This window comes from Phycisphaerales bacterium (genome assembly GCA_016699835.1).
Taxonomy (GTDB): Bacteria; Planctomycetota; Phycisphaerae; order Phycisphaerales; family UBA1924.
Map to the genome: position 1 here is coordinate 447,963 of CP064987.1, position 23,418 is coordinate 471,380.

Annotated in this window: 18 protein-coding genes and 1 tRNA gene; 14 read left to right on the forward strand and 5 right to left on the reverse strand. The window is 65.1% G+C overall.

The window, feature by feature from the left end; genetic code table 11:
• Nucleotides 1–521 precede the first annotated feature (521 nt).
• From IPK69_01790 to IPK69_01800, 3 genes are all read left to right on the forward strand, one after another.
• Entirely contained in the window at nt 522–1,220 is a 699-nt protein-coding gene (locus IPK69_01790) for a hypothetical protein (GenBank protein QQS09381.1), read from the forward strand.
• Nucleotides 1,221–1,697: 477 nt separating this feature from the next.
• Complete coding sequence (locus IPK69_01795; protein ID QQS09382.1) at nt 1,698–3,776, forward strand: 1-deoxy-D-xylulose-5-phosphate synthase; 2,079 nt, start codon at nt 1,698–1,700, stop codon at nt 3,774–3,776.
• 132 nt (nt 3,777–3,908) lie between these two features.
• Complete coding sequence (locus IPK69_01800; GenBank protein ID QQS09383.1) at nt 3,909–4,787, forward strand: NAD(+)/NADH kinase; 879 nt, start codon at nt 3,909–3,911, stop codon at nt 4,785–4,787.
• 65 nt (nt 4,788–4,852) lie between these two features.
• Here IPK69_01800 and IPK69_01805 read toward each other — a convergent pair whose 3' ends face one another.
• Complete coding sequence (locus IPK69_01805) at nt 4,853–6,523, reverse strand: class II fumarate hydratase (protein ID QQS09384.1); 1,671 nt, start codon at nt 6,521–6,523, stop codon at nt 4,853–4,855.
• 280 nt (nt 6,524–6,803) lie between these two features.
• Between IPK69_01805 and IPK69_01810 the strand changes: the two genes are divergently transcribed.
• Nucleotides 6,804–8,240 carry a transglutaminase domain-containing protein gene (locus IPK69_01810; GenBank protein QQS09385.1) on the forward strand — a complete coding sequence of 479 codons (1,437 nt, stop codon included), beginning with the start codon at nt 6,804–6,806 and terminating at the stop codon, nt 8,238–8,240.
• A gap of 89 nt (nt 8,241–8,329) precedes the next feature.
• On the opposite strand, the gene IPK69_01815 is transcribed toward IPK69_01810, so the two are convergent.
• Entirely contained in the window at nt 8,330–9,163 is an 834-nt protein-coding gene (locus IPK69_01815; protein QQS09386.1) for an alpha/beta fold hydrolase, read from the reverse strand.
• 17 nt (nt 9,164–9,180) lie between these two features.
• Nucleotides 9,181–10,629 (reverse strand): UDPGP type 1 family protein, encoded by a 1,449-nt coding sequence (locus tag IPK69_01820; protein ID QQS09387.1) that lies wholly within the window; start codon nt 10,627–10,629, stop codon nt 9,181–9,183.
• Nucleotides 10,630–10,732: 103 nt separating this feature from the next.
• Between IPK69_01820 and rpe the strand changes: the two genes are divergently transcribed.
• The 9 genes from rpe (at nt 10,733) to katG (ending at nt 20,370) form a co-directional block, all read left to right on the forward strand.
• Nucleotides 10,733–11,416, forward strand: a complete 684-nt coding sequence (gene rpe, locus IPK69_01825; GenBank protein ID QQS09388.1) for a ribulose-phosphate 3-epimerase — start codon at nt 10,733–10,735, stop codon at nt 11,414–11,416.
• Between the two features lie 147 nt (nt 11,417–11,563).
• Nucleotides 11,564–12,187: a histidine phosphatase family protein gene (locus IPK69_01830; GenBank protein ID QQS09389.1), complete on the forward strand. Its 624-nt coding sequence runs from the start codon at nt 11,564–11,566 to the stop codon at nt 12,185–12,187.
• 98 nt (nt 12,188–12,285) lie between these two features.
• Nucleotides 12,286–13,155, forward strand: a complete 870-nt coding sequence (locus tag IPK69_01835) for an acetyl-CoA carboxylase carboxyltransferase subunit beta (GenBank protein QQS09390.1) — start codon at nt 12,286–12,288, stop codon at nt 13,153–13,155.
• Entirely contained in the window at nt 13,155–14,951 is a 1,797-nt protein-coding gene (lnt, locus tag IPK69_01840) for an apolipoprotein N-acyltransferase (GenBank protein QQS09391.1), read from the forward strand. Before IPK69_01835 ends, lnt begins: the two co-directional genes overlap by 1 nt.
• A gap of 46 nt (nt 14,952–14,997) precedes the next feature.
• Nucleotides 14,998–16,068, forward strand: a complete 1,071-nt coding sequence (locus IPK69_01845; protein ID QQS09392.1) for a HEAT repeat domain-containing protein — start codon at nt 14,998–15,000, stop codon at nt 16,066–16,068.
• Nucleotides 16,069–16,439: 371 nt separating this feature from the next.
• Nucleotides 16,440–17,300: a hypothetical protein gene (locus tag IPK69_01850; GenBank protein ID QQS09393.1), complete on the forward strand. Its 861-nt coding sequence runs from the start codon at nt 16,440–16,442 to the stop codon at nt 17,298–17,300.
• Nucleotides 17,301–17,327: 27 nt separating this feature from the next.
• A complete protein-coding gene (locus tag IPK69_01855) occupies nt 17,328–17,546 on the forward strand; it encodes a hypothetical protein (protein QQS09394.1) in 219 nt (72 codons plus the stop codon).
• Between the two features lie 106 nt (nt 17,547–17,652).
• Nucleotides 17,653–17,726 (forward strand) — tRNA-Asp (locus IPK69_01860).
• A gap of 421 nt (nt 17,727–18,147) precedes the next feature.
• Complete coding sequence (gene katG / locus IPK69_01865; GenBank protein ID QQS09395.1) at nt 18,148–20,370, forward strand: catalase/peroxidase HPI; 2,223 nt, start codon at nt 18,148–18,150, stop codon at nt 20,368–20,370.
• A gap of 277 nt (nt 20,371–20,647) precedes the next feature.
• Here the strand turns inward: katG and IPK69_01870 are convergent, their stop codons facing one another.
• Entirely contained in the window at nt 20,648–21,625 is a 978-nt protein-coding gene (locus tag IPK69_01870) for a hypothetical protein (GenBank protein ID QQS09396.1), read from the reverse strand.
• A gap of 14 nt (nt 21,626–21,639) precedes the next feature.
• Entirely contained in the window at nt 21,640–23,013 is a 1,374-nt protein-coding gene (locus tag IPK69_01875) for a DNA cytosine methyltransferase (GenBank protein QQS09397.1), read from the reverse strand.
• A 162-nt stretch (nt 23,014–23,175) separates the two neighbouring features.
• Between IPK69_01875 and IPK69_01880 the strand changes: the two genes are divergently transcribed.
• Nucleotides 23,176–23,415 carry a hypothetical protein gene (locus IPK69_01880; protein ID QQS09398.1) on the forward strand — a complete coding sequence of 80 codons (240 nt, stop codon included), beginning with the start codon at nt 23,176–23,178 and terminating at the stop codon, nt 23,413–23,415.
• The last annotated feature ends 3 nt before the right edge of the window (nt 23,416–23,418 follow it).

Consider the following 23,418-nt stretch of genomic DNA (forward strand, 5'->3'; position numbering starts at 1 on the left):
ATTGTTTCTTTTTCAGGGTTCTCCGGGCGGTCGGGCCGCCCGTCCGCCGAACACAGGCCGCTCGGAACGCCGTCATGACGCCCTCGGCACCGCCCATGGCCGAGAATCCATGGACGCACGGCCCGTCGAGGCGGGTGGGCCGCCCTTGGAACTTCGTCTCGCCGTCTCTTCGGCGCCTCGTCTCCTTCACCCCCCTTCCATCATCATCCCCCTCCTCTTTCCTTTGTGTCCTCGGCGTTCGCGTTCGGGATCGCCCCGACTGGGTCGTCATGATGGGACTCGTGGCGGGGGGCGGCCCTCCATCCGGCCCCTCTTGCCCGATCCTTGCATTCCGCCCATCCGTCCCGCGCACGATCGACTTCTTTCATTGGCACTGGATCGTCGCGCGGCTCGGCCCGATCGGAAGGTCCGGCGGCACGGACCCTGGGTTCGTCCGGCTCGTTCTTCGAGATCGGCGTCTCGCGTGGGACGCACGACGAGCCGGGCGAGGACGCGCATGGCCGCCGGAAGGATGGGACCTCATGGCCACGTATCCGCTCTCGCCGCGTCTGGACTTCCTCCAGTGGTGCAAGACGCACGCCGACGTCTTTGTGAACAATGCGGCCTCGATCGGGTTATCGCCCGCGACCGCCTCGTCGTTCGCCTCGGCGTACGACGCGGCCCGCGCCGCCGTCGACGACCAGGACGCGGCGAAGGAGGCCGCCAAGGCCGCGACCCAGGAGGCGCTCGAGAAGGTGCGCCTGCTCCAGGAGTCCGCGGCCCTCACCGTCGCGACCATCCGCCTCTTCGCCGAGAGCACCGACAACCCCACCGTCTATAACGTGGCCCAGATCACCCCGCCCCAGCCCCCCACCGCCGTCCCCGCGCCCAACGCGGCGACGGATCTCTCGGCGGCGCTCGACGCCAACACCGGGAACATTACGATCCGGTGGAAGGCCACGCAGCCCGAGGGGGCCAACGGCACGACCTACACCATCTTCCGCCGCGCCGCGGGAGAGGCCGACTTTGCCCCCCTCGGTTCGAGCGGGAGGAAGTCCTTCGTCGATGAGACCTTCTTCGCCGGGCCCGACAGCGTCGAATATAAGGTCCAGGCCGTCCGCAGCGGGATCCTGGGCCCCATGTCCGCGACGCTCCTCGTCTCGTTCGGCCGGACCAACGGTGAGGGCTTCACCATTGAGAGCACAACCAGCCGCGACGAGGAGTTCGGCCTCGCGGCGTGACCCCCCTCCCCGCCATGCGCTCAACGGGCCAAAGGGCCAAACAACCACATGGCCAAACTGAGAACCGAAGGCACGAGGCCCCGGAGGATTCCGGGGCCTCTTCATTTGGTCATTTGGCCATGTGGAAATTTGGCCATTTCCCCCTCGGCTCGTGATTCGTGATTCGGCCGTCGTGTGTGGACGCGGGACCCTCGCGCCCGCAGCGAACCCGGGCGGGCCTTGCGACGTAGTGGAGCGGACGGCCGGTCGGGCCGCGTTCCTGGCTCGTGAGACTCGCCTTGATTGCGGAAAGACCCCCGCCTTGGCCGGCCTCTGGACGGCCGTGGCCCGGTCTACACTTTCAAAGTTTCTTGAAAACTTGAGGATCGCCCTTTCCACGCCCCCCTCGCCACGCCCCCCCTCCCCACGCCCCCCCTCGCCACGCCCCAGGAATCCCCGTGGATCGAATCGCGGGGCACGTTCGCCCAACCAAGCCATATGTCCAAGCACCCAACCGATTCTCCTCCTTCGCACGCCCCCCACGCCTACCCCATCCTCGCCGGGCTTTCTTCGCCCAGGGATCTGCGGGCGATGTCGATGCCGCAACTCGAGGCACTGGCCACGGAGATCCGCCAGGCGATCTGCGACCAGGTGCAGAAGTCCGGCGGGCACCTCGCGCCCAACCTCGGCGTTGTCGAACTCACGATCGCGCTCCACTACGTCTTCGACTTCGCCCACGACCGCCTGCTCTTTGACGTCGGGCACCAGTGCTATCCGCACAAGTTGCTCACGGGGCGATTGCCGCTCCTTGGGAAGTTGCGGACGCGAGAGGGGATGGCCGGGTTCCCCGAGCCGCGCGAGTCGTCGTTCGATCTCTTCGCCGTGGGGCACGCGGGGACGGGGATCTCGACGGCCGTCGGCATGGCGCGCGGCGACACGCTGAACAAAGAGGCCTTCGACGGGAAGGACACGCCCGACGGGCGGCGCGTGGTCACGCTCATCGGCGACGCCTCGGTGGTGAATGGCGTGGCGATGGAGGGGCTCAACAACGCGGGGACGCTCAAGCGGCAGTTCCTCGTCATCCTCAACGACAACGGGATGTCGATCAGCAAGCCCCAGGGCGCCATCGCCGCCCGCTTCGATCGACTGCGCATCAGCCACTTCTACAGCGACCTCAAGCAGTCGGCCAAGAGTGTCCTCAAGCAGATGCCCGGCGGGTCGCTCCTCACCGAGGCCTACCACCGCGCGGGCGAGGCGGCGAAGGCGATGATCAACGAGGACGGGGCGACCGGCGCTGCGGGCGGAGGGAGCGTTGGCAGCGGGTGGTTCGAGCACTTCGGGCTCAAGGCCATCGGGCCGATCGACGGGCACGACCTGCCCACGCTCATCACGTTCCTGAAGGAAGCCCGCGACTTCGAGCGCCCGATGGTCCTGCACGTCAAGACGATCAAGGGCAAGGGCTTCGCGTTCAGCGAGCAGGACAGCAGCACCTTCCACTCGCCGCCGGCCTTCAAGATCGACCAGGAACTCAGCCCCGACTCGGCGAGTCTGGCGGGAGCGGGGGGATGCCGCGTGGAACTCAAGAGCGAGGGGCGGAGTTTCACGACCGCCTTCGCCGACGCGATGCAAAGCGTGATGGAGCGCGACGAGAAGGTCGTCGCGTGCACGGCGGCGATGCCCGATGGCACGGGACTCAACCACGTCATGCCGCGCTTCCCCGATCGCGTGTGGGACACGGGGATCTGCGAGTCGCACGCGCTGGACATGATGGCGGGCTTGGCGAAGACGGGGCACAAGCCGTTCATGGCGGTGTACTCGACGTTCTTCCAGCGGGCGTTCGATCAGGCCTTCCAGGAGGCGGCGCTGCAGGGATTGCCCGTGCGGCTGTGCCTCGATCGCGCGGGGCTCGTCGGCGGCGACGGCGCGGTGCACCATGGCTTCTGCGACGTCGCGCTCCTGCGTGTGCTGCCAAAGGCCGTGGTGATGGCGGCGATCGACGAGCCGAGCCTCATCGCGGCCCTGGAGTTCATGAGGGTGTATGACGCGGGGGTCTCGGCGGTGCGCTACCCGCGCGACAACGTGAGCGAGAAGTTGCTCAAGGCCGAGTGCCCGGCGTTCGTGATGGGGCGGGCGCGAAACCTGACGCCACATGTGACGAACCCGGACCTCGCCGTGCTGGCTTTCGGCACGCCGGCGATCGCGGCGCTCGAGGCGGCCCAATCGCTCTCGGATGATCACGCGGTCGCGGTCTACGACGCACGCTTCGCCAAGCCCGTGGACACGGCCCTCATCGCCGAACTCCTCGAAGCCCGCGTCCCGATCGTCACCATCGAGGACCACTCGACCATCGGCGGCTTCGGGAGCGCGGTCGTTGAGGCGGCGAGCGAGCTGCTCGCGGCAGGCGGGCACACACAGGAAGCCCCGATCATCACGCGTCTGGGCCTTCCGGATCGATTCATCCAGCAGGACTCGAGAGCCAAACAACTCGCGGAGGTCGGGCTGGATCGTGAAGGACTGGCCAAGGCGTTCAAGAGCGCGATCAAGCACACGCAGAGTTCGCCACACGCGGCGTCGTGACAAAGGCCGCTTTTTCTCCATCAAGCCCACCGGTTGGCCTGATTTGTATAAGAAAGTAGATACAGGCGGGCCGCCTGTCCCACGAGATCAGGTAGGCTGACGCCCCGCGTTCAACTGGCCGATAATTGAGACATGGCTCGTTCCGTCCTGCTCCTGGTGAACCCCCACAAGCCGGAGGTCGCCGTCGCGACCGAGGAGATCCGCGCGCTCATCGAGCAGCACGGCACCATCATCGCCGAGTTGCCCGCGGACAACGAGCCGCTCCCCGACAATCTGTCACGACCCGACCTCATCGTCGTGCTCGGCGGCGACGGGACGCTCCTCGCCCAGACGCGCCGATGTGTGGAACTCGATGCGCCGATGCTCGGCGTGAACCTCGGCAAGATCGGGTTCATGGCCGAGTTCGACATGCCCAGCGTGCGCCTCCAGGCTGAGAGCCTCTTTGGCGCCGGCCCGCTCGCGATCCGCAAGTTGGGTCTCATCCACGCCGAGGTCCATCGCGGCGAGCGCAACCCGATCCGCTTCGCCGGCTCGGCCCTCAACGACTGCGTCATCACCGCCGGGCCGCCCTATCGCCTCATCACGCTCGCCCTCACGATCGACGGCACGCTTGGTCCAACGGTCCACGGCGACGGGCTGGTCATCTCCACGCCCACCGGCTCGACCGCGTACAACCTCTCGACGGGCGGGCCCATCGTCGCGCCGACGGTCGAGGCGCTCTCCATCTCACCGATCGCGGCCCAGAGCCTCTCGTTCCGACCCATCGTCGTCGGGAGCAGCAGCATCATCGAGATCACCATGCTCCGTGTGAACCGCGCCAGCGGCGAGCATGGCACAACGCTCGTCCTTGACGGACAGGTCCACACGCCGCTCAACCTGGGAGATCGCGTGCTGGTCACCTCGCACGGGCGCCACGTCCGCTTCGTGCGGAATCCCGCGAGCGACTACTGGTCGCGCCTCATCAACAAACTGCACTGGGCGAGAGCGCCGCGGGGCCGACTCACGGACTGACCAAAGTTGGCCCGCTGCCCTTTCGGTGGCACCACTCTCCAGAGTGGTGTCCTCTGTGACTTTCCTTACCCCCCCGCGCTTCCTTCGCCGCCCGGCAGGGTCATGCTCCACGGGTCGAGGTACCCATCGATCGCGGCCCTGGTGATCGACTTGCCCGCGTTGTCCTTCGTCCCCACGAGTTGCTCGTACGCGAGTTGGCGGACGGTCTTGCCCACCTTGAACGCCTGCTTGGCAAGGGCGGCGGACTTGTCATAGCCGATCACGGGCACAAGGCTCGTGCACATCGCGAGCGACCCCTCGATCAGTTCCTTGCAGCGCTCGATGTTGGGCTCCAACCCCGTGAGGAGGTTGTCGTTGAGTACGGCGCACGCGCGAGAGAGCAGGTGGATCGAGTCGAGCAGGTTCGCCGCCATCATCGGCATGGCGACATTGAGGTCGAGGATGGAGCCAACGCCGCCGAAGTTGCCATAGGTGACCGCGGCGTCGTTGCCGACGACCTGACACGCGACCATGATCACGCTCTCGCAGATCACGGGATTCACCTTGCCGGGCATGATCGACGAGCCGGGCTGGACGGCCGGGACGTTGAGTTCGCCGATGCCGCAGCGCGGGCCGGAGCCGAGCCAGCGGATGTCGTTGGCGATCTTGCTGAGGCTCGTGGCAATGGTCTTGAGATGCCCTGAAGTCTCAACGTACGCGTCCTTGGCGTGCTGGGCCTCGAAGTGGTTCTGCGCCTCGCGGAAGTGGATCCCCGTGACGTGCGAGAGTTCCGCGGCGACCATCGCGCCGAACTTCTCGTGGGCGTTGATCCCCGTGCCGACGGCCGTGCCGCCGAGGGGCAACTCGCTGAGCGTGTGCGTCGCGCGGTGCAGGCGTTCCTGGGCGTGCCTGAGTTGCGCCGCGTAGCCGGAGAACTCCTGCCCGAGTCGGATCGGCGTCGCGTCCTGCAGGTGCGTGCGACCGATCTTCACGATCGTGTCCCAGGCCTTCGCCTGCTTCTCGAGTTGCTTCGCCGTCGTGTCGAGCGAGGGGAGGAGTTCCTCGTGAATAGCGATCGCGGCGGCAAGGTGCATCGCCGTGGGGAAGGTGTCGTTGGACGACTGCCCCATGTTGACGTGGTCGTTGGGGTGCACGCCGCCGGATTTGAGATACTCGGCGTCCTTGGAGAGCCCGATCGGCTTGTGCCTTCGCACGCACACGATGTTGGCGACAACCTCATTCGCGTTCATGTTCGTCGAGGTGCCCGAGCCGGTCTGGAAGATGTCGATGGGGAAGTGCCGCGCCAGCCCGCCAAAGCCGGGCAGCCCGTCGGCGATCTCGCCGCACGCTTCGAGGATCGACTGCGTGCGTTCCTGATCGAGGCGACCGAGTCGGTTGTTGACGAGGGCGCACGCCGCCTTGAGCATCGCGTACGCCTTGATGATCCGCGCCGGCACTGGGCGACCCGAGACCGGAAAGTTCAGGACTGCCCGCTGGGTCGAGGCGCCATAGAGCACGTCGGCCGGAACGACCATCTCGCCCATGGTGTCCTTCTCGACGCGCGTGGCACGAGACTCGTCATGGAATGGCGCGTGATGTGACGCCGAAGGGACCGGCTTGGACTTGGTCGAAGACGTGGATGCCGCTGGCTTCGTACCACCCCGAACCGAACCCGTCTTCTTTGTCGATTTGGGCTTCGATCCCGTTGTTCGAGCGGCTGGGCGGGCGGCAGACTTCGGCTTTGATTTAGGAGGCATGGAACAGTGTACCCGCACCGACGATGGAACCAACGGACTCCGCAGGCGTCCAAATGCGGAACGCCACTCGATGGGGACGGTGCGCGCGACAGGCATCCCTGGCCATACTCGCTGCCTGGGTGAGTAGACCAAGCGAACTAGAGTGTGCCACGCGGAAAGGACGGCGGCCGTCTCGCCATTTCGAGACGAATGACGCCGCGAGACGATGACCACGCGTCATCGACCCTTCGGCACACCCGACCCTGCCTCCCGCTCGCCATCGCAGCCAAGGAGAACACGCATGAGTAACACGAAGACCCGTTCGACCCGCGCCGGTTCACTCCTCGGTCTCGCGGCCATGTCGGCTCTCGTGGGCGTCGCCCTCGCGCCGACGCTCGCGTTCGCCCAGTCCTCGCGCTCGAAGGACAAAGCGCGCACCACGACACCCGCAGATCAAGCGACCACCCCCGACAACACCAACCAGCCCAGCGCCCCCTTGAAGCGTCCCGAGCCAACCTTCGGGCCCTACATCGAGCCGTATGGCGAGCGCGACTGGATCTTGAACGTCACCATCCGTATCAACTCGGAACTCGGCGGCGAGTCGACCGACCTGCAGGACGCCTCGGGCAAGCACGCCCGCGTCCCCAAGATCACGCCCTTCCCAATCAAATCGGTCACGATGGTCTGGCCCATCGTCCCGATGAGCGGCACGTCCATGTGCGACCCCGAATCGGTCACGGGCGAGGTCGCCTTTCAGGACCGTCTCCAGACGCGTGATGTCTCGATCATGAAATCGCTCTTCCACTCGGGCGTGAAACTCGCCCACTGGGATGTCACGCTCAACGAGATCGCCAACGTCCGCGAGGTCGATTTCAACGTCACGATCCCCGCACGCGCCTGGAACACCCGCTTCGATGAGGAGCACGCGCTCCTGGTCCCCTGGCCAAAGGGCGCCTGGCCGACCGACGCCGCCCTCACGTTTGGCTCGCAGGCGTTCGTGGACCTCGCGCCGACGAATGGCAAGCCGGATGAGTACAACAAGGTCGTCCTGCGGAAGTTCCTCGACGCCGCCCTCAAGAACGAGCGCATCGACAATATCAAAGACGTCTCGGTCACCCTCGTCGCGAAGGCGATCACCAAGGCCGTCTGGGAGCAGATCCAGCCCAGCGGCATCTCCACCATCAATCGGCGCGGACAGACGCGCGAACTCTCCGGCGTCTTCATGAACGGTCCCTCGCACACCATCCTCACCGAGCGCGGCACCAACGAGGACATCACCGTCCTCATGGCCGCCCTCTTCCGCGAGGCGGGAATCCCCACCCGCACCGTCATCGGCTGGGAGTTCGGCACGTCGCGCGATCGACGCTATGGCAAGTCCAGTGAGGGCCTGCGGAGTTGGGTCGAGTATTGCCTCTATGACGAGGCCGCCAACACCGTGAACTGGATCCCTGTCGATGTCGTCTCGCTCCGCGGCTCGTCTTCTCGCCCGATGAGCATCGACAAGCCCTGGAAGAAATATTTCGGCTCGCACGACGAACTCCAGGACGTCGTCCCCTTCGCGTTCCAGTTCTATCCGCCCACCGATGTCGTGAGTTACGGCTCCGCGGCGTTCTGGGGGTGGTACGTCCAGCCGAAGTTCCCGGGAACGGCGATCCAGGCCCTCCGCTTCAGCGGCGGGAGGGCGCCCAACTACGGCGATGAACGCGACGATAAGCCCAAGTCCAAGTCGGACAACTAGCCCTTTGCAAAGGTCGTCGCCTTCCATTCTTCTGTGGCCCTGGCGTCTCGCCTGGGTCTTTGACTACTACGCACCTGTCGGAGTTCGAACTAGAACTCCGCGATCGGCCTTGCACGCAGAGTCCGGCTCAGGAACTCCACCTGCACGTCCTTCGCCTCCGCCCCCACGCGCCCGAAGCCCGAGTGCTCCTCGGGCGCGCCGGTTGTCGTCCACGTCTTCATCTCGATCAGTTCCGCGCTCGAACCGCGCGCGGCATAGACCGAGCCGAGCCGCTCCACAAACGCCCGCATCCCCGCGAACGGCACGACGACATCGCTCTCGCTATGCAGCACGAGCAACGGAATTGGCCGGAACGAATCCAGCCGCTCCATGGGATCGACCTCGGCGATCCGCTCGGGCGCGTGCGTGCCACGCCAGCCATCCAAGCCGGCGGCCCGATACATCTCGGCAAGCCACCCCGTCGTCGATTCGACCGCGGCACACGAGAAGGGATGCGGATCGCACAATCGCCGCAGCGTTACCATGCCGCCCGCGGACATGCCGCCGAGCCCCACGCGATCGAGATCGAAGATGCCCGAGAATCGAGGGTCGGCAAGAGCCTCCACGACACGATCGATCTCTCCCACCGCCTGCTCGATGACATCGAGCGTTCGTGTCGGCGACTGCAAGTCTGCATCCGCTCGCTCGCCGTGCCCGGGAAGGTCTATGGCGCACGCCGCGATCCCCGCCCGTATCCATCGCAGGTACCGCCCCGGATCGAGTTCCTTCGAGACCGTCCGCCCATGCAGCCAGAGCATGACGGGCGCGGGCGTCTCCCAGTCGGGGTGCGCCAGAAGCACGGGCACGTCGCCGAATCGGTCGAGCCTCGCCCGCTCGGCCAGGGCGCGTGGGAACCCGCCGAATCGCCCTGAAACACCAGGCACTCGCGGCGTTCGTTCGCTCAAAGCACGAGCCTCGCCCCGCGCTCCAGCGTCGCCGGGAGTATCGCGTTCTTCAGTTCCTCGGCACACGTCGCCGTCGCCGGGGAGATCTCGATATCTCCATCGACGCTCCCGTCGTCCTTCCGCGGCACGCGCACGCCGCACGCCTCAAGCCATCGGGCGGCGCGTGTCGTCTGCATCGCCTTGCTGCTCTCGACGCTGTCCACACCCGTGGCGTTCTTGATCGGCGCGAACTCCTCGTCGCGATCGACCTCCATCACGACGCTCGCCTTGCACATCGGCAGCGCGTCGAAGACGAACCGCTCGAGTTTCACGCCGTTGTTCGTGGTCGGCGTCATCGGCCTCCCCGTCTCCATGTCCACGCACGGGATCTTCTTCTCCGCCCGGTGGTACGGCAGCGAGAACTTGGGATCATGCGCGAGCCGATCGATGAACTCCACGGCGATCATGTGGATCGCGATCGAGCCCGCGATGAAGCGCAGCGATCCGTCTCTCAGCCGCTCCTTCTGCAGCGTCATGGGCAGGTCGGAATACTCCACGACACAGACCTTGCCATCGATGCGGCAGAAGACGCCCATCTTTTCCTCGGGATACGCCTTGGGAATCATCTTCGACGACATCTCGCCTGAGGAAGCGCTCGACAACGTGTGCAAACCGACGAAGACAGGATCGAGCACACGCACGAGCGGGTTGTCCACCTGGAAGTAACTCACGTGCTCCACGCCGCGCTTCTTCATGTCGGCGAGCGCGCCAGACGCCGCGAGCGCCTTGATCGAGCCGCCGTGCCCGTCGGGATTCGTCGCGACGTGGCTCGTCGTCGCGAGGAGCATGCGCCCGGATTCGATATCCAATGACGGCATCACGCCCTGCGCAAAGAACATCACGCTCGATCGTGACAACCCAAAGAACGTGTGCTTCTCGAAGAACTCCAGCGTCTGCTCGTGGTTCTGGGGGCTCGTCATGATGTACCACGGCACATCAACGCCCAGCCGCTCCCGAGCCCCCACGAGATGCTCGGCAAAGACACGAAACAGGCTCTTGTTCGTCACCGGCGTCGCGGGATAGCACCCCTTGGGCCCTTCATACCCCAGTCGGCTTCCTTGCCCCCCCGCGACGACAAACGCCGCGACCTTCCCGCTCGCGATCAAATCCTGACCCTTTCGACGGATCGCGTCGCGATCCCAGGGCCGCGACTTCGAGCGGTGGTCGTGCGGGAAATACGGCGCGGGCTCGACGCTCGCCGGAAGCGTGACGGCGGGTTTGTTCTTCACATACTCATCCACCAGCCGTGGTAACGACTCGACATCCAGAGGCTCGATCTGTTCCAGAAGCCCCCGACGCTCTTCCGGATCGAGCGTCTCATAGAAGCGGAGCACGTGCTCCTGCCCCACGCCCTTGAGGCGTGTCAGCGTCGCGTCGTAACTCGGTCCACTCGAGATGGGATGCATGGACGACCTCCGTTCGTGACGGATGCTACACACCCCCCGATCGCGCGAACACCTGCCGACGGTCGTACCAGCAACACGTGCCGGCTCCCGTACACTGGAGCCGATGCCCTGGAAACTCTCCCATCCGCCGCGCCTGCCCTTGATCGCGCCCTCGGTCCTGTCGGGCGACTTTGCTCGCCTTGCTGATGACTGCAAGGACGTGCTCCGCGCCGGCGCCGACCTCCTGCACCTCGACGTGATGGACGGGCACTTTGTCCCGAACCTGACGATGGGTCCAGATCTCTGCCGAGATCTTCGCAAGGCGATGCCCGAAGTCTTCCTGGACGTCCACCTGATGGTGACCGACCCGGCAATGTTCTTTGCGCCCTTCGCCAAGGCTGGTGCGAACTGCATCACCTTCCACATCGAGGTTGTGGAGGCCTTCGATGTCCCGCGTCATGTTGACCGCCTGCACGCCCTGGGCGTCGAGGCGGGCCTGGCGATCAACCCGCCGACTCCGGTCGAGTGGATCCTGCCTGCCGTCTCCCATCCAGATCTCATCCTGGTCATGTCCGTCAACCCCGGCTTCAGCGGCCAGGCCTTCATCGAGTCCACCGTTGAGAAAACCCGGACGATCCGCCCGCTGCTTCACCCAATCCAGCGCCTGGAGATGGATGGCGGGCTCTCGGCCAAGAACGCAAACCTAGTCCGAGAAGCAGGTTGCGATATTCTCGTCGGCGGCAACTCGGTCATGGGCCAACGCCCCGCCGTCCGGGAAGAAGCCATCCGGGCAATGCGAGGCACCTAACACAATCCACACTCGACTCGAATGTCGCAACCGAATCCCGCCGATGACGGGATGGATATTGAGTACGATCCTCCCTGTCGGTCAGGGCAGGAAGCCCTCGACCCCCCCCACACAACGGAAGCACGCGCCTTCCACGGACGGAAACGCATGGCGGAGCCAATCCCCCTGATCCTGCAACTCATCCGAACCGGCAACTGTCTCTGGGAAACCCAAGGGCGATTTGCCGGCCTGAGCAATATTCCACTCTGTCCCTCGAGCGAACCGAATCTCCGTGAAATCGGAGCCGGATTGCGTGTCGACACCCGCGTGATCCTCTCGGCCGAGGACGACGCGAGCATCTCGGCGACCCGGATCGTGGGCGAATCTTGCCCCAACCGTGTGGACCAGAAGGCTATCGAAGAACTCCACGAGATCGGGCTGGGTCTTTGGGAAGGAATGCTGGAGGCCGATGCGCAGTCCAGGTTCCACTCCATGTATCGCCAGTGGAAGACCGACCCGGCCTCGGTGGCGCTCCCGGAAGCCGAAACACTCTCCGATGCTCGCGAGCGGCTGCTGGCGGCCATTGGGCGAGGCGCGGGTCGTGCGGGCTCAAAGGGCTCGGTCGCCGTGGTTCTTCGCCCCTTGGCCTGGGCAACCGCGGTATGTGCTTTGGGCGACATCCCGACCGTGCAGTTCTGGGACCTCCTCAAGGCTCCGGAATCGAATCTGATGATCTCCATCGATCCCGCGGTGCTCAAGGTCAAGCGGCGGACGGCCCGAACGGTTGCCTAATATACGGGTAAAGATTTGGTTATTGGTCCTGGGACAGATCAATGGCCGAAGACAACAATCCCGACTCGCCGCAACGCGATTCCCGAAGGACTCGACTGATGGCCCAAGCCCCAACTTCCAAACCCCCGGCCTCCGCCCCATCTCGTTCGTGGAACGAGGTCAGGCCGGCGCGGCGGTCGGCGATCCCCGAGGGGTTGTGGCTCCGCTGCCCATCGTGCTCCAAGATGGTCTACCGACGGCACCTGGAGGCCAACCTCCACGTCTGCCCGGAGTGCGACTTCCACTTTCGCATCTCCGCGACCGAGCGTGTCCGCCAACTGGCTGACCCCGATTCGTTCGTCGAACTCTTCGCCGGACTGGCGCCGTGCGACCCGCTGGGGTTCAAGGACCTCAAAGCGTACAAGGACCGACTGACCGCGGAGCAGATCAAGACCGGGACGATCGACGCCGTGAAAGCCGGTCGGCTCTTCATCAAGGGCCGCGAGGCTCTGGTCTGCTGCCTCGATCTCACGTTCATGATGGGCTCGATGGGCTCGGTCGTGGGCGAGACGGTCACACGCTCGATCGAGGAAGCGACGAAGACGGGCCTGCCCCTGATCGTCGTGTCGTGCTCGGGTGGCGCACGCATGCAGGAATCCGGCTTGTCGCTCATGCAAATGGCCAAGTCGAGCGCGGCGCTGGCTCGACTCGATGACGCCGGTGGGCTCTTCATCTCCGTCCTCACCGATCCGACCACCGGCGGTGTAACGGCATCCTTCGCGATGCTGGGCGACGTCTGCTTTGCCGAGCCCAATGCCCTGATCGGATTCGCCGGGCCACGCGTGATCCAGCAGACGATCCGCCAGGAACTCCCCGCGGGGTTCCAGCGCAGCGAGTTCCTGAAGAAGTCGGGCCTCGTGGATCGCGTCGTGCATCGCGGGCAACTCCGCAGCGAACTCGCCCGCATCATCGACTACGCCGGCAAGTGATGCCCGGCCAGGACCAGAATCCGAAGACCCCCGAGCAATCGCTCGCGAGCGACTCGATATCGCTTTCGCGACGCCGGGTGTTCTTCCGGGCCGCTGCGTGGTCGTGCCTGCACGGCCTCCTGATGTGGCTCGCGATGCCGACGCCGAACATCTGGTGGCTGGCGTTGCTCGCGCCCTTCGCGATGTTCAGGATCGCCCTACTCGATGGCCCCATCCGCTGGAACGCGCTCGGCACTATCGCGGGGATGATGCCCTTCTGGCTCGTGACCGAATGGTGGATCTTCGACGTCACGGCGATCGGGTTTGTGCCGCTCTGTCTGGTGCAATCGGCGTGGGCGGGCGTCTTCGTGGCGGCGGCGCAGTCATTCTCGCGTTCCCGCTTCGCATGGGCGTCGAGGCTTCCCGCGTCGGTCACCCTCCCACTGCTGTGGGTCGGCGTGGAGTTCCTCCGAGGCGAGGTCTTCATGAAGGGGTATCCATGGGCCTTCGTCGCCCATCCGCTCATCGAGTCGGAGATCCTCTCGTCGGCGGGCGCGTTCGTGGGCGTGTATGGCGTCTCGCTGCTCGCGTGTGTTCCCGCCGCGGCACTCGTGGATCTTCATTCGATCTCGCCTCGCACACGGCTCGCCGGCATCGCGTTGGTGGTGATTGTCGCGGGCCTCTTCGCCGCGGCGTTCCTCGGTCGTCCGGCGCTCGAGAAGGCCCCAACCCTCCGCGTCTCTCTGATCCAGACCAACGTGCCGCAGAGCAACAAACTGGAATGGGGCCGCGATTCGTCGAGCGAGATCGAGGAGTTCCGGCATCTCGCGGACATGACCCAGGACGCGTCGATCGGGCTGGAGGAGCGTGATCGCCCCGACCTGATCGTGTGGCCCGAGACGATGATGCCCGGGCCGACACTCACGCCGAGCGCGGTCGACGAGTATGAGAAGAAAGAGATCCGCAGCCGCATCCCCGGACGTGATGGGCAGCCCGACCAATGGATCCCCATCCGCGAGTTCACCGACACACTCCTGCAACTCCAGAGTCGTGTCGGCGTGCCCATGCTCGTGGGCGATGAGCATCTGGATGGACTGAACGTCACGGTACACGAGGACGGTTCGATCGAGCAGTCGTTCCGCGGCAGATACAACAGCGTCTTCTTTGTCGAGAAGGGGGCGCTCTCCTCGCTTCGGTACGACAAGATGAAACCGACGCCGTTCGGTGAGACCGTGCCGTATCTGGAGCAACTGCCGAAGGTCCGCTCGTGGCTGGAGAGCGTGGCGGCATCGGGGATGTCGCTCGATCTCCGCTCGGGGACCGAGCCGACGGTCTTTCCGATCATGGCGCGCGATGGCACGACGGTGCGATGCGTCACGCCGATCTGCTTTGAGGTGACGGTCGCGAGCGTCTGCCGAACGCTGTGCTACAACTCGGACGGCACACGCCGGGCGGATCTGATCGTCACGCTGACCAACGACGGCTGGTTCGGCCCGTCGCTCGCGGCCAAGGTGCAGCATCTGCAAATCGCCCGCTGGCGCTCCGTGGAACTCGGCATCGGCATGGTCCGCTCGGCGAACACGGGAATCTCGTGCGTGATCGACGCGCGGGGACGAGTCACCGACGCGGAGCGGTGGTCGAAGTCCCCGATCAGGACGCCGTTCGCGGACCAGGCAGGCTTCGTGAACGGACAGACCACGCCGCCGACGAGACCAACGCTGTATGGCCAGATCGGCGATCTCGTGGGCTGGATCGCCTTCGCGGGGCTGGTTCTGGGGCTTGGAGTCGGATTCGTCGGGCGGAGGAAACGGCTCTAGGCGGACGGCGCGAACCCATAGCCGTCCAAGGCACTATGGTGGTCCCATGAGCATTAAGCAAATCCGCGACGGCGTGGGCATGACGGCGATCATTGTCGCTCTTGCGTGCGTGGCCGCGACGGGGTGTTCGAGTAAGCCGCGTGCGACGCGCGTGAAGGCCGATCCGGCGCTCGCGACGCTGCGTTCCACCACCTTCGACCGATTGGCCCTCGACCAGTTGCGTGAGCAGGCCGTCGGCGTGCTCGTCGCGATGGCGGACCACGACGACCCGCAGGTGCGGGCCAACGCGATCGAGGGGCTGACCAAAGTCCCGGCTCGCGCGGCCGAAGTGATCGCGAAGGCCACCAAGGACGAGAGCGCCGCGGTCCGTGCTGTGGCGGCGATGGGCGCGGGTCGCGAGCGCCTCCGCGAGACCATGCCCAGTATTAGGACGCTGCTCAACGACCCTTCTGAGTACGTCCGGGCGGCGGCGATCTTCGCGATGGTTCGTTGTGACGAAACCGTCGATCGATCGCCACTGGGCGGGATGCTCGTCAGCGATGATTCACTCAAGTTGCGCGCGCACGCGGCGTACATCCTCGGCGAGATCGGCGACCGCTCGGCCCAGGGCATGCTCCGCGATGCGATGGGCAAGGTCCCGGCGCGCGCGTCCGAGGCCGAGGTCCGCCTCTTCCAGATGCAGGTCGCCGAGGCCCTCATCAAACTGGGCGATGATTCCGAACTCGCGGGTATCCGGGCGGCCCTCTTCCCGGCGGCCCCCGAGGACCTCGAGATGACCGCCCTCTCCATGCAGATCCTCGGCCAGGTCAAGGACACAAGCAGCGTCTCGGGGATCATCACCCTGATCGAGCGGCGGACCGACAACGCGTACGACATGCCCCCGGAGATTCGACTTCTCGGGGCATCGACCCTGGCCAAACTCGGGAATGTCGAGGGGGACTTCATTGGTGATCAGTACCGATCCGACGATCGCCCCATGGTCCGTATGCAGGTCGCGTCGGTCTATGGCGAGACCCGACATCGCGAGAATCTGGGCGTCCTCGCGGAGATGCTGCGAGACCCGGACGAGCGGGTCCTTGTGGCGGCAGCGACGGGCATCCTGAATATCGTGAGGTAGCCGAATGCGCTGGCGAAGCGGTTTGAGCTCCGATTCGAATTTGCGGTAAATGTTGGGGATGGGTTGGGGGGCCGATTGACAGGCCCGCAGAAGTCTGGTACATAACGCCTGCGGGTGGTGAGTGGCCGTGGAGAGGAACCGGAGTCGGTTCCTGGCCGGATAGCCCCCTGCCGCCGTATTCTTGTGGCACGCGCCGGGCGTGACGTGGTTCGCGTCGCAGGCGAGGCAGGATCGGCGAGGAACATGGGATTTCTGGATCGGCAGGAGGCCGACCGCCCGTGCGAAGAGCCGAAGCAGATGCAGGCGACGGGTTGAGCGTGGTTCAACCGGTTGTGCCCGCCGATGAATCCTTCTAACGTCAGGAGCATCCCGTGTCCGGACTGGCCAAGATTTTGATGGTGATCGCGACGGTGTTGAGCGTGTTCCTTTCTGCGCTGGTGATCGCCTATGCCGCGAACACGGATCGCATCCGCACGGACTATGAGTCGGCCCTTCAGGCGAAGCAGGCGGCCGAGGCGAGCCTCACCGCGGGCAGCGCCCAGTGGCAGACCGAGCAGGCCGAACTCCGCAACACGATCACGGCTCTCGAGTCGAAGATCGCGAGCAAGGACGAGAACATCGCCAACCTGCAACTCGACATGGCGAACCTCCAAACCGAGCGCGCCAAGGCCCAGACCGATCGCGACAGCGTGATCGCGAAGATCAAGGACCTCAGCGACCAGATCAAGGTCGCCAACACGCTGCTCACCTCCAACAACGACGAACTCCGCATGCTCCGCGCGAACGAACTGAACTATCGCACGCAACTGGCCGCGCTCGAGGATCGCCTCTCCGACGCGCTCAGCCGCAACGAGGTCCAGGATCAGACGATCCGCGCCCTCCGCGAGAGCCTCACCTCGGCCCAGCAGCAGGTCGCGTCGACGGCGACGGCCGTACCCGCGAGCGCGATCGGCAGCACCAGCGCCCGCAGCGAGCCTTTTGAGGCCAACGCCCTGATCTCCGGTCGCGTTGATGAGGTCCGCAACGACGCGGGCGCCAACAAGACACTCGTGAAGTTGACGTGCGGCACGAACAACGGCGTCTCGGAGAACATGAAGTTCTACGTCGTCCGTGACGGCAACTGGATCGCGAACCTCGTCGTCCGCAACACCGACCTGCAGTACGCCGTCGCCGAGACGACGCTGGGCGGCTCGGTCCGCGCGGGCGACATGGTCGTGTCGCGCCTTCGCTAATCCCTCATCCCGGAACAGGAGAATCGCATGAGTCAGTTCGGGATGCAGATGCCCAACGCCCGGGCGAGCCGCCGCAGTTCGCTGGATGTCCACGTCGCGATGATGGCCCTGGCCGTCCTCTTCCTCCTCACGGCCTGCGTCGTGATGTGGATGGCGGGGAGCAAGGTCGGCGTCGACGGCAACTGGTGGAGCCTCCAGGCCAAGCCTGCTGATGGGGGCGTCAAACTCCCCGCGGCGGCCAAGTAGGCACCGGCTCTCATCTTGCCCATGGCCCACGCGGGCCTCGGGCTTGACCCACACGGAATGCAGACTACTGTGAACGTCCCGGCGGGAAGCCGCGGGGACACATGTTGGGGCGGTAGCTCAATTGGTTAGAGTCCCGGACTGTCGATCCGGTGGTTGCGGGTTCGAGTCCCGTCCGCCTCGCTTCGCATGAGCCTCGGAGTTTCCGAGGCTCTTTGCATTTTTGGGACGACATGCCCAAGGTCACCCACGATTGATAGATGAAGTCCCAGATACGTCCGCGTGGTTCGATGCATCGCACGGCCCGCGTGTCCAGCAAAGTCCATATCCGAATCAACACGAACACGTGATCGAAGCGCCTCGTGATCGAGGCCGCACACGCGAACGTCCACGTGATCGTCCATCGTCGCGATCGCCGCATCGACGGTAGAACATGAGTCCACACGGCGATGTGTGGTGAACCGGCTCCACGCGACTTGCTGGAACGCGCGAGAGTCTCTTCGCCACTGAATCCCTAGGCTAGGACGACCGGCCAATCGGGTTGGGACTCTTCATGATCAGTCGCGACGGGGAGTCGCCTCGTCGTGTGACGGAAAGGACATCGATGACAACCGAGACCAAATGCCCATTCGGGCACGGGACCAAGGGCACAACCAACCGCCAGTGGTGGCCGAACCAGTTGAATGTCGACGTCCTGCACCAGCACTCGGGGAAGTCCGACCCGATGGACGCGGGGTTCGACTATGCCAGGGAGTTCAAGTCGCTCGACCTTGCCGCCGTCAAGCGTGATCTCACCGTGCTGATGACCGACTCGAAGGAGTGGTGGCCGGCGGACTTCGGGCACTACGGCCCGCTCATGATCCGCATGGCGTGGCACAGCGCGGGGACGTATCGCACCGGCGATGGACGCGGCGGCGGCGGACGCGGGAGCCAGCGCTTCGCGCCACTCAACAGTTGGCCCGACAACGTCAACCTCGACAAGGCGCGACGCCTGCTCTGGCCCATCAAGCAGAAGTACGGCAAGAAGATCTCGTGGGCCGACCTCATGATCCTCGCGGGGAACGTCGCGCTCGAGTCGATGGGGTTCAAGACCTTCGGCTTTGGCGGCGGGCGTGAGGACATCTGGGAGCCCGAGCAGGACATCTACTGGGGCGCCGAAAAGACCTGGCTCGGCGACGAGCGGTACTCGGCGGGGGGGGGGAAGCGCGACCTCGAGAACCCGCTCGCCGCCGTGCAGATGGGCCTGATCTATGTCAACCCCGAGGGGCCCAACGGCAACCCCGACCCGGTCGCGGCGGCGATCGACATCCGCGAGACATTCGCGCGAATGGCGATGAACGACGAGGAGACGGTGGCGCTCATCGCGGGCGGGCACACCTTCGGCAAGTGCCACGGCGCGGGCGACGCGAAACTCCTCGCGGCCGAGCCCGAGGGCGCGGGGCTGGAGGAGCAGGGGCTGGGCTGGACGAGCGCATTCAAGACCGGCAAGGCCGGCGACTCGATCACCAGCGGGCTCGAGGTCACGTGGACGACGACGCCGACGAAATGGAGCGCCAACTTCTTCTGGAATCTCTTCGGATACGAGTGGGAACTCTTCAAGAGTCCCGCGGGGGCGCACCAGTGGCGGCCCAAGGGCGGGATGGGCGCGGGGACCGTCCCCGATGCGCACGATCCCTCGAAGAAGCACGCCCCGTCGATGCTCACGACGGACCTCTCCCTGCGCTTCGACCCGGCCTACGAGAAGATCTCGCGCCGCTTCATGGAGAACCCCGACCAGTTCGCCGACGCCTTCGCGCGGGCGTGGTTCAAACTCACGCACCGCGACATGGGGCCCAAGGCGCGATACCTCGGGCCGGAAGTCCCCAAGGAAGACCTCATCTGGCAGGATCCGATCCCCACGTGCGATCATCCGCTTGTGGACGCGAAGGACATCGCGTCGCTGAAAGCCAAGATCCTCGCGACGGGACTCTCGATCGGCGAACTCGTCTCGACGGCCTGGGCCTCGGCCTCGACCTTCCGCGGCTCGGATCGTCGCGGCGGGGCCAACGGCGCCCGCATCCGCCTCGCGCCCCAGAAGGACTGGGAAGCCAACAACCCGGCCCAACTCGCGAGGGTCCTCAAGGCCCTCGAGGGCGTGCGCGACGCGTTCAACTCGTCGGCGACCGGGGGGAAGAAGGTCTCGCTCGCGGATCTCATCGTCTTGGGCGGGTGTGCCGCCGTGGAGCAGGCGGCGAAGAAGGCCGGCGTCGACATCGGCGTCCCTTTTACGCCGGGACGCATGGACGCGACCGAGGCCCAGACCGACGCGGCGTCGTTCGACGTGCTCGAACCCATTGCCGACGGCTTCCGCAACTTCAAGAAGCGCAAGTTCTCAGTCCCGGCCCCCCCTCTCGAACACCTGCTCATCGACAAGGCCCAGTTGCTCACGCTGACGGCCCCGGAGATGACGGTCCTTGTCGGCGGCCTGCGCGTGCTGGGGGCGGGGGGGGCGAACGCGGGGGGGGCGGGAGGCGCGAGCAACTCGCACGGCGTCTTCACGAATCGCCCGGGCACGCTCACCAACGACTTCTTCGTGAACCTGCTCGACATGGACACCCAGTGGAAGGCCTCTTCACAGGACGCCGACGTCTTCGTCGGGAGCGATCGGGCAAGTGGTGAAAAGAAGTGGACCGGCACACGCGTGGACCTGGTCTTCGGCTCGAACTCCCAGTTGCGGGCGATCGCCGAGGTCTACGCCTGTGCCGACGGGCAGGCGAAGTTCGTCAAGGACTTCGTCGCGGCGTGGGACAAGGTGATGAACCTCGACCGGTTCGACCTCACGAAGTAATCATCTCCTCCCCCCCACCCCCCCCCACCCCCCACGACCCCCCACGACCCCCGAGACCTCTTGACCCCCAGCCAAGCGCGCTCACCAAGCCGGGTGCCGCGGCACAGGCGGTCTTGGCAGACAGCGGTCCTGGCGGACGGCGGTCCTGGCAGACGGCGATCCTGCGGACGGCTGAGAGGCCCCACGAGTGGGCGTTCGGCATGGCACACGCCCGAGGCGAGGGCCCAGTGCCGCCAAACGTCTCGGGGCACCCGGCCGAGAATCCCGTAGAGCCGCTTCAAGCCTCTTCGAGCGTGTCGCAGAAATGCCGGGCGAGAAAGAACAGCCAAGCCAACTGACTGCGCTGAAGCACCGCCACGTTGAAGTCGGAGAGAACTCCGGCGGTAGAGACAATCTGTGCGAGGTCAGAGATTGCGTAGGTCTGGGTGGTGGGGTCCGCGTCTCCGGGCCGCACGCACGCCCGAATCATCGCCGCGCATATCTCTGTCAAACAAATGCTTCCGCCAAGATGCACCCACCAATCAAGTCCGATCCGTACCGCCACCTTGACCTCGATACCGTCCCTTGTGAAGGCGCAATCCCATCGACCATCGGGAGTGACGGTCATTGATCCGGCGGGCATCTTCTCCCCGATGTTTCGAAGAATGTGCCAGTCCTTCTTGTTTGATATCTTGGGCGTTCCGTAGAGCACCCCATAGGTGAAGTCGATCTTTCGGACACCCGCATCCGTCGCCCATGCGCGGTACCGGGAGATTATCGAATCTGCTAAGTTCTCGCTCATCTCATCGTTCAAGCATCGCGGACCACTCTTCAGCGTCGCAAGGCGGAGGGTGTCTCCGGAGAGTTGCTTCCCGTCTAATGCGGAGTTCGCAGAGTGCATCTCACTCAACACCACTTCCCACCCGTAGGCGGGCAGCGCCACCGCTTCGACCATCCGACCTGCCGATGTCTCCATTGACGAAAACTGCTTCGCGGGGAGGATGTCGCTCTCAATCTGACTTATCCGGCTGTAGCCGTTTATCATGCAATGGATCATCAGCACAAACGGGCTTGTGTTGAACTTCTCGAACTTGGCATCTTCGGCGGGGAGTGAATCGACGTGTATCTGGACGCGACGCCGGAACTCGTTCTCCAACGCCAGCACGCGCGCGGTTGAACCGGCATCTGCATCTACCGCGCGCAGTGCGGCGAGAAGTTCGGACTTCTTGAAGACTCTTCGCTCTGCTCGTGGTAGACCCGCGTGCCCTCGCGCCATGTGGACTCCGTTCCTTAGCCTATTGTGTTGACCTTGCGCAGCGTCTTTGGCGCTGAATACGTCGCGTCTTCCTTGCCCGCGCCGTCTTCCCAAACGAACGTCTCCCCATCCTTGAACCACTGGCGGGTTCGGACGTGCGATTGGACGTAGACAATACGGTAGTTCGTCGGGGCCTTCGCATAGGGCGACCATCGGCGAGCCGCGAGTTTGTCCAAAGACTCGGCGATGACAGTTCCGGCCACCGTGCCCAACCGCACGGGGACTGCGTTCCCAACTTGGGCGTACTGCTCTCCGACCCGGCCCGCAAACTCCCAATCGTCGGGGAACTCCTGCACCCTCGCGTACTCGCGGATTGAGAGGGCGCGAGTCTCCACCGGATGACAAAGCGAGGTGCTCGCGTGATTTGGCATCGTTACTAGAGTGGGGCATGGGAGGTCGAATGTCAGCCTCCGCCACCATCCCGACCTTCCACCTTTGGCGAACCAAGCGCGTCCCATCGACTCACGCTGAACCTCTTCCGGGAGACTCCGCCAGTTGGACCCCTGAGGAACCATCGCAAGGAAGCCCTTCTTTCGCGGGCTAAAGTCGAGAACGGTTGGGTTCGTCTCGTGTAGATCGCCAATCGCGTCTCGCAGGGTCGCCCAAGGTTTGAGCGCGGCCTTCGGACCATCAAAGAGGCTCCCTGGCCCTTCGGACTCGTCCTCTCCCCAAGGCGCACCGTGAGTCGGATCGGGGAAGTCAACTACCGCGTTGTAGCGGTTGCCGATGAATATGGCCCGTTCTCGAATTTGCGGCGCTCCGTAGTTCACGGAGTTCACTTCGAAGCAATCCATGTGGTAACTCGCCTCTTGCGAGCGTTGGAGGTCTGAGGCGAATAGCCGCACAACGGAGCCGGGTTGCTCGTCAACATCCAGAGGTGAACCGCCTTTCTCGGGGCGCTCGGCAATATGGCGATGCCGGAGCGCGGCGGAGAGAATGCCGCGGACGTTCTCCATGAGGAAGAATCGCGGTTGGATATGCTCCACAAACCGAAGGAACTGCCAGAGGAGCGTACCTCGCGGGTCTTGAGTAGTGCGCCGCTTTCCGGCAGTGCTGAATGACTGGCAGGGAGGCCCGCCCACCACAAGGTCAACCTCGCCACGCTTCAGCCCGATTGCGGCGAGCAGGTCGGCGGGTTCAATGCCTGAGATGTCTCCCTCGAACACTTTGAGCGATGGATTCAGCCGTCCAGCCGCGAGGTTTTTCCGAATCGTGGCGCAGAACGCCGGTTCCTTCTCAACGCACGCGACCACCTCGAACCGTCCGGTTCTATCTAGTCCCAAGTCAAGGCCCATACCCCCCGAGAAGAGGGAAACTACCTGGTACTTCCGTGTGCCGCGATCATCCATGCGGGTATGGTATCGCATTCGAGCCGGGTGCCCCGAGACGTTTGGCGACCTGGGCCATCGCCTCGGGGCGCGGCGACCGGACGTCCTCGCGTGGGGCGGGTCCACCGTCCGCGGGACCGCCCGGTCACGCCACCCGGCGACTTCTCCTCGACGTGAGACGCCATGGCGTTGGTCCTCGACGGCACGTCGTCGATTCCAGACGACACGACCGTGGTCGTCGGCGACGCGTCGTCGGTTCCGGACGACGTGACGTTCATCGTCGACGACACGGCCTTGGTCATCGACGACGTGTCGTTGGTCGTCGACGACGTGTCGCTGGTCGTCGACGACGTGTCGTTGGTCGTCGACGACGTGTCGTTGGTCATCGACGACGTGTCGTTGGTCATCGACGACGGCCCGTGATCG